4 protein-coding genes are annotated in these 8,376 nt (G+C 41.5%); all 4 read left to right on the top strand.

The window, feature by feature from the left end; translation table 11 throughout:
* Positions 1-417 precede the first annotated feature (417 nt).
* Positions 418-3,798, top strand: a complete 3,381-nt coding sequence (locus AC805_RS12245; RefSeq protein WP_055075705.1) for a filamentous hemagglutinin N-terminal domain-containing protein — start codon at positions 418-420, stop codon at positions 3,796-3,798.
* A 44-nt stretch (positions 3,799-3,842) separates the two neighbouring features.
* A complete protein-coding gene (locus AC805_RS12240; RefSeq protein WP_055075704.1) occupies positions 3,843-6,473 on the top strand; it encodes a CHAT domain-containing protein in 2,631 nt (876 codons plus the stop codon).
* A 47-nt stretch (positions 6,474-6,520) separates the two neighbouring features.
* Entirely contained in the window at positions 6,521-7,339 is an 819-nt protein-coding gene (locus AC805_RS12235; protein ID WP_055075703.1) for a DUF928 domain-containing protein, read from the top strand.
* Between the two features lie 828 nt (positions 7,340-8,167).
* Positions 8,168-8,376, top strand: a 209-nt coding sequence (locus tag AC805_RS25615; RefSeq protein WP_156341394.1) for a hypothetical protein, incomplete at its 3' end; no start/stop codon positions are given.

Raw genomic sequence — 8,376 nt, 5'->3', positions numbered from 1 at the left:
ATTTATATGGGTACAAATTATTTTTCGGTCGGCTAATTGTCGTTAATTTGCAGCATTAAGGCGGCGATGGCAAGCTAAGCCAAGAAAATATAATACAATTTTTATTATTTTGCGAATTTTTTCTAAATAACATTATAAAAATAAAAAGGAATGCAATTTAAACTCTCTCTTGGCATGGACTTAAGCTTTTTAAGCTTATTGTCAATTATTTGAGATAATTTAACTAAAAATAACTTTCCCCCATCCAATAGCTAACTTTTTTCTATTAAATAGTTAACTTTTACACCTTTTTAATTTATTGTAAAACATGATATTTTAAATTTAGTTTAATGCTTCTTGCTTAATTAGGGTGCGTAGCTAGTATGTATGCTGCGGGACTTTTTAAGAAATATTACATGAGTTGTGAGACTTAAAGTTATGAGATTAACTCTTCGCAATGTCTGCTTTTCTGGTGCTTGCGTTTTAAGTTATTTCTCATCTCCACTTTCAGCTTCAGCGCAGATCGTCCCAGACAGGACTTTGCCTGTCAACTCTACGGTAACGACGACGGGGTCAGTTCATACGATTAATGGCGGTACGACGGTTGGTGTCAATCTCTATCACAGTTTTCAAGATTTTTCGGTTCCGACGAATAACACTGCTTATTTTAATAACGCTCCTAACGTTCAGAATATCTTGACGCGGGTGACGGGTAATAATGTTTCTAATATCGACGGAACTCTTAAGGCGAATGGCAATGCGAATTTGTATCTGCTGAATCCTAATGGAATTGTCCTTGGCGCAAATGCGAAGTTAGATATCGGTGGTTCTTTTGTTGGTTCTACGGCTAACAGTTTTAAGTTTCCCGATGGTAGCGGGTTTAGTGCGACTAATCCTCAGGCTCCGCCACCTTTGTTGACGATGGATATTACCCCTGGGTTGCAGTATGGCAATACTACTCCCGCACCGATAAGCAACACAGGAAATCTATCTGTTGGTAAAGACTTGACGCTTTCGGGTGGAAGTGTCACGAGTACGGGGAATTTATCGGCTCCCAATGGGAATTTGAACCTCGAAGCAGTGGCGGGAAACTTGCAAGCATCGCAGTTTCAGGCAAGTACGGCAACACTTTCGGCGACAAAGGATATATTGCTAAAAAATGGCAAATTTCAAACTTCGGGCGATTTGAATTTGTTAGCTAATAACGGGATAGTGCTGCAAGATAGTGCAACGCAACCGCTTAATTTGTTAGTGGGTGGTAATTTGCTAGTTCGAGGAACGCAAAATGTATTGGCGAACGTGTTGGCAAATCCGAATAGCAGTTTGTTTACTCGAGGGAATGTGGTTTTGCAATCAAATAATCCCATTGATGTGGATGCTCATTGGATCGGGGGTGGAAATTTTCTAGTGAAAAAGCTAGATGGAACTCCTGGGGACTTATACAGCTTAAAAGATCCAATTTTTCAATATAGCGGCAACGTAAATTTTGGTAACTATACTGGAACTTCGTTGCAAATTCTTGCAGGAGGTAGTGTTACAACTGGAGCGATTCAGATTACTGGTGCTAGCGCTCCTTTTAATAACAGCACGGTTACGCTTTCTGATAGTTCGTCTTTGGTTATCGATGGGATAAATACCCCAGTGGTGGATATTCGAGCTGGAGTGCTGCCAAGCGGTTTATTTGCTACTCCTGCGGTTACAGTGACAGGTAATCCAACGAGTGCAAATATTTCTGTTGGCGCGATCGCGATCGATGATACTTCGGCTGCGACTGCTAATAGTCTCGTTTATCTAACAAATCAGTTTGCTCCGAATAGCGCTCTTGCTGGCAGTATATCCGTAGGGGCGATTACTACTAGTAGTTCGTTTGGCAACGCTGGGGCGGTGGTAATTGACTCTAAGGGAGATATCAATGTCAATAATCAAATTAATGCTTTGTCTTTAACTGAGAATGGAGGTAGTGTATCGCTATTGGCGAATGGGAATTTAACTTTTGCTAGCGGAAATGGGGTAAATACTTCTACTTTTGGAACTGGAAATGCTGGAAATATCAACATCAATGTTACAAACATAACGCTAACTAATGGTGGTCAGTTACAGTCAGATATATTTGGAAACGGCAATGGAGGGAACATCGCTATTGCGGCAACAGGCTCGGTGCTTTTTTCTGGTTTTAATGTAAATCCAACTGGAGCGTTTAGCAGAGTGCAAGTTGGGGCAACAGGCAATGCTGGAGACATAATTATTAATGCAGGTTCGGCATCTATAACAAATGGCGCTGAATTGCAAACGCCCACATTTGGCATTGGTAATGGTGGAAATATCTCCATTACAGCAACAAACTCAGTGCTATTCTCTAGCAATGGAATTCAAAGTACCGCCATTAGTTCGGTTGAATCAGGGGCAGTTGGAAATGCTGGGAATATTTCAATCAGCGCAAAAACTCTGTCTGTAGATAACTCTTTCCTAAAAGCGAATACTCTCGGACAGGGAAACGCGGGAAATATTAATATTAAGGTAGATTCGATATCTACAACAAATAACTCTCAATTAACTTCCGATTCCTCCAAGATTGGAAATGCTGGAAATATTACCATAAATGCATCAAGTTTAGTCTCATTCGACAACTCCAGTTATTTAGAGAGTGAAATAGGTGGTTCTGGGGTTGGGAATGGTGGCTATATAAACATTAATGCAAAATCTGTATACCTAAATAATGAATCTTCGATATCAACTAATTCTCAGGGATTGGGGAATGCTGGCAATATCAATATTAACGCCCAATATTTAAACATGCAAAATGGAAGTTTTATTTCTTCGATTGTAGGAAGTAATCTAGGTCAAATTAATACTGGCAATGCAGGGAAAATCAATATTCTCGCAGGTCAATCCATAACGTTAAATGGATATGGAACTGGAATCTTTACTGGAGCATCTGGTAATACCACTGGTTATGGAGGCAGCATTTTCATCGATCCGCAAAACCTAACGCTTCAAAATGGGGCGCAAATTTCAACTAGTAGTTTTGGCTTTGGTATTGCTGGAAATATAACTATATTTTCTAATAATCTCTCGCTTTACAACGGCTCCTTAATTTCTGCCTTTGCTTTAAGCGGTAATGGAGGCAATATCACCTTAAACGTTCCATCAATATTGCTTTTGCGTTATGCTAGTAACATTACTGCCACTGCATTTACCCTTCCCAATCAACTTGGTAATGGCGGTAAAATCGACATAAATGCTGGATTTGTAATAGCAGTATGTACTGAAGACAGCAACATTTATGCCAACGCTTTTGCAGGAAGAGGTGGGAACATCACCATCAATGCTAATGCCATCTACGGACTTCGATATAGTTCGCAACTGAACCCACCCTTTAGCGAAATCGTCGCAAATAATATAAGTGGAACTTTGCCAGGGACGGTTACCCTAAACACCCTTAACTTCGATCCCATCCGAGGAGTGACTGCATTACCGAACAACCTCGCCGATCCCTCCAAACAAGTTAATCAAAGCTGCGCCATTGGAGGCAAACTATCCAAACGAGACAATAGCTTTACTATTTCAGGCAAAGGTGGCTTACCCAAGTCTCCTACCGACGAGCTTTCTAACACTCAGTCTCTAGTAGAACTAGTCAATCCCGTATCGAGTAGCACCGATCGCGCATCTATACCCGAACCAACACAGAATGCTACTGCCAATACCCCCAAAGCGATTGTCGAAGCAAATAACATTATTCGCGATAGTCAAGGCTTTATCAGAGTAGTTGCAGCATCGACCCCTCTCAGCCCTGCCATACCTCAGCTTAGCTGTCAGTAATCAAAAAATATTCAAAGAAAAACATATTCCTGAGGAAACCCACCTTGAAACTCAAAACCAGTCAAATCTTTATCAATAGCAGTATTGGAACATGCTTATTACTATCTCTAATGACTGGATGGAACGCTCAGCCCAGCATTGCGACAAATTCTAGCCAAACTTCCCCCGAAGTCACAACCGACAAATTTATCAGTCAACCCTCAACCAATAATCCCTCAAATCTAATTCAAATAGGACAACAACAATACCAAACAGGACAATATGCCAAAGCGATCGCCACGTGGCAGCAGGCAATGGATATCTACACAAAACAAGGCGATCGCCTCAATCAATCAGTCACTCTCGATAATCTCGCCCTAGCCTATCAACAACTCGGAAACTGGAAAGAAGCCAATCAAGCGATCGCCAACAGTTTAGAAGTTCTGCGATCGAGTCCTAAAGAGTCCTCATTACTCGCTAACACCCTCAATATCCAAGGCAACATTCAACTCGCACAGGGTCAAGCTAAAGAAGCATTAACAACTTGGCAAAAAGCAACGGAAATTTACGAACAATTAGGGGATAAAGACAGCACTATTCGCAGCAAGATTAACCAGAGTCAGGCGCTTAGAGCATTAGGCTTATATCCGCAAGCCAGAGAAAATAGCAAACAAATCCAATCGGATCTCGAAAACCTTCCCGACACATCTCTCAAAGCCGCTAGCCTGCTCAACCTTGGGGAAGCTCTGCGACTGAGCGGCGACTTTCAAGATGCTCAAGATGAATTAAACAAAAGTTTAGCTCTTGCGAAGAAACTCGATAACGCTCCCATTATTGCCGATGCTCTCCTTAGCTTGGGAAATACCGCCTACAACCTCAAAGACGTTCCCAAAGCGATCGCCTACTATCAGCAATTAGCCAATCTTAATATTTCTGTAACTCCCAAAATCCAAGCTCAACTAAACCAACTACAACTCCAAATCGAATCTAAACAGACAGATTCATCTCAACAACTAGCAAAAGATATTCAGGCTCAAATCCAAAACCTACCAACTAGCCGTGCTTCAGTCTATGCAAGGGTAAATTTCACGCAAAGCCTGCTCAAACTCAATCCCACTTCCAGCGATCGCGAAGCTGCGGCGCAAATCCTCGCTACTGCCGCACAGCAAGCAAAGGAAATAAACGATCCGAGGGCTGAGTCCTACGCGATCGGCTATATGGGCGCACTTTACGAGCAAAATCAGCAGCTTGCGGAGGCTCAAGGCTTAACCGAAAGAGCGCTTGTCCTCGCCCAAACTAATAATGCCTCAGATATCGCCTATCGCTGGCAGTGGCAACTCGGACGAGTACTTAAGTCTAAAGGCGAAAACAAACAAGCGATCGGAGCCTACAGCGAAGCCGTCAATACCTTAGCTTCCATTCGTGGCGATCTGGTGTCTAGCAGTTCGGACGTGCAATTTTCTTTTCGCGAAAGTGTCGAACCAGTCTACCGACAGCTCGTCGCTTTACTGCTAACTCCCGAAACAGGGAAAGAAGTCAGTCAGGAAAACCTCACGGAGGCTCGTAAGGTTATCGAATCGCTACAGCTAGCAGAATTAGATAACTTTTTTAAAGAAGCTTGTCTTACAGGCAAATCCACCCAGATTGATGAGGTAGATCGCCAAGCGGCTGTTGTTTATCCGATTATTTTACCCAACAGTATAGAAGTTGTCATTTCACTCCCAGATAAGGATCGGACTTTACTTCACAAAACCACTAAGATTTCTCAGGCAGATCTCGAAAACCTTTTGAGCAACCTTCGCAAGACCTTAAGCCGCACTGCCCTTGTGTCAGATACTAAAATCGCCTCTAAGAAAGTCTACGATCTCTTGATTGGCGAAGATATAGAGGCAAAGCTAAAAGAAAAAGATATCAAAACCTTAGCATTTGTGCTTGATAGCTCCCTCAGGAATTTACCAATGGCAGTTCTTTATGACGGGCAGCAATACTTGATTGAGAAATATAATCTCGCCCTCACCCCTGGATTGCAACTCCTCGATCCTCGTCCCCTCAAAAGGCAAAAGCTAGAAGTATTTACTGGCGGTATAAGCAAAGAAACTCAATTTGTTAGCGAGGCAAGTAAGAAAACTCAAAATTTTAATGCCTTACCAAACGTCGAGCGTGAGTTACAGCAGATTGCGTCAGTGGTTAGCAATCAACCACCGCTTTTAAATGAAGAATTTACCAGTCAAGCGATTCAAGAGCAAATTAGGAAGATTCCCTATCGAGTCGTCCATTTAGCAACTCACGGTCAATTTAGCTCTGATATTAATGACACCTATGTTCTGACATGGAAGAATCGTCTTGATGTCAAACAATTAGGAGAAATGCTCCAAACTAGAGACCAAGATATTAGAATCCCGATCGAGCTATTAGTGCTCAGCGCTTGCAAGACAGCTAAGGGTGATAGTCGTGCTGCCCTCGGATTAGCAGGAATCGCTGTGCGATCGGGTGCGCGGAGTACGATCGCTAGCTTATGGTCGGTAGAGGATAGGGCGACTGCAACATTTATGGAAAACTTTTATAAAGAATTGGCAAAAACTGGAACGACTAAGGCTGATGCTTTGCGCAACGCTCAGATCAGCCTTCTCAAAAAGCCAGATTTTAAACATCCTTTCTATTGGTCTCCCTTTGTTTTAATTGGGAACTGGTTGTAATTTAAACAGTCAATTTTTCGAGTATGTAAATAGAAATCAAAAAAATTATGTTTTATAAATATTTGCCTCGCTACTTTTCACTATTGCTAATTGCCGCATTATTACAAAGCTCCTTATCATCTATATTTTTAGCAAGTGCTTACGCTCAAAAAATCAAAGGATTTGATCCAGATTCGAGCAATCCGACACCAAAAAGTTCTTTAGGAGGTGGAGTGCGCGGCTTGTTCGATCCACCTGTTGGAGAACCCGACCCCACAGTTAGCATTGGTGGTGGCAGGCGAAGCAGCGATGGGAAATGCCCTAAGGATCGCAATGTCCAAACTACAGATGATAAAGCTAGCGAGGCTTTAGACCAACAACTTACTCCCTTGTTGCCTTCTAACAAGTTTGGTCTTACCTATTCAGCTAATCCTAAATTTTATGTCTATGTTCCCAAGACCTCAGCAGTTGCCCTTGTATTTACGCTTGAGAATCGGGATGGAGATGGAATCGAAGCGAAAAGGATAATCCTTACTAATACACCCAGCATTGTTGGCATTCAATTTGATAAACCGTTAGAAATCGGGCAAGATTATAAATGGATAGTCTCTGTAGATTGTGTCGATCCCGATCCTGAAAATACTTTTTCTGAAGGAATTGTCCGTCGTGTCAAACCAAATTTAGCTTTGATTGGCAAATTAGAAAAAGCTTCAGAGATCGAGCGTGTAAATCTATATGCTAAAACTGGTATTTGGTATGAAGCACTGACTAACTTAGCAAAATTAAGACTCGCTCAGCCTAACGCTCCTGATATAAAAGCTCTGTGGATAAACTTACTCAAGTCCTCTAGCTTTGAATCTTTGGCTAACAATCCTATCAATAAATAGGGCTTGCTCAAACCCGTTATTGTTGCAAACAGTTAAGCGCTGGTATTGCGGGACTATCAGGTGTCGACGCTGATACTACTCTATCAAACGACAGTGACATTGGCGAGTGGCGACAGCGATAAACTCTGTCATTTTTACCGATCGCTAGTTGTCGCGACAGCTTGCGATTGATCGGCAAATATATAGTTGGATGAGCGGCTAGCTGCCTCATCAATAGCTATCATCAGGTAAACGACAGCATATTTAACCTAAAAGTTGATCGTTGTCGTCCCGCCAATTGCCGTGTCATTTAATACCATGCTATTGCTCAAAAATAGTGTCATAGATGACAGTATGTAAGCGAGACAAACCTATTCAGGCTAACATCTATAAAATTTTGATCTTTTATAGATCAGATCTAGAGGGATCGATGTATGCTTAAATTGCAGTTTTTTATCTACAGGAGATTACTTACCTAGTTTTCTACCTTTAGACATCAAAAAAGCCAGTGCTTGGAACCACTAGCTCTTTGACTACCTGAAGGTATCTATTAAATTTAATATTCGAAAATGGACAGGCGTTGCTTTGACGGGCAATTTTGTTCAGTGCTTTCTTATATCTTAACGCAAGATATAAGTTTAGCAACAGTTTTTGCTGCAAATTTTTTAATTTTTTGCAAAAGCCAATAATTAATTATTGAACTGAATTCAAAAGGTCTGTCTATTTTCTGATTGAAGTCGCTACAACTCTTGCAATCAGGACAATCTAGATGTTTTTAATTTTTCAACACTTGTTGAAGGAGATCTACTTAACGATCTCTCCGATCAAGCTCATCGGAGGTCAAAAATAATGACCTCCTTAAATAACCAGTATTCTTCCAGAAAGTTTTCACCAACTAAGGTAAATAATCCTTGTCCAATCTGCGATGACATCAAAGGTAAATGTCGAATTGCCTCCGATAACCAAGATTTTGTGCTGTGCATGACCCATCCCAGCGATGTCAGTCAGGCGGATTGGAAATATCTGGGCGAAACCAATGGCAGTTACTTTGCGGGTAA

The organism is Pseudanabaena sp. 'Roaring Creek', from assembly GCF_001402795.1.
In the GTDB taxonomy this organism is placed as follows: domain Bacteria; phylum Cyanobacteriota; class Cyanobacteriia; order Pseudanabaenales; family Pseudanabaenaceae; genus Pseudanabaena.
Note: the sequence above shows the minus strand (reverse complement) of the source record. Positions and strands in the feature narration are given on the sequence as shown.

Bases quoted from the DNA above. Each gene is read 5' to 3' on its own strand.
- AC805_RS12245 (WP_055075705.1), top strand. From the start codon at position 418: ATGAGATTAACTCTTCGCAATGTCTGCTTTTCTGGTGCTTGCGTTTTA.
- AC805_RS12235 (WP_055075703.1), top strand. From the start codon at position 6,521: ATGTTTTATAAATATTTGCCTCGCTACTTTTCACTATTGCTAATTGCC.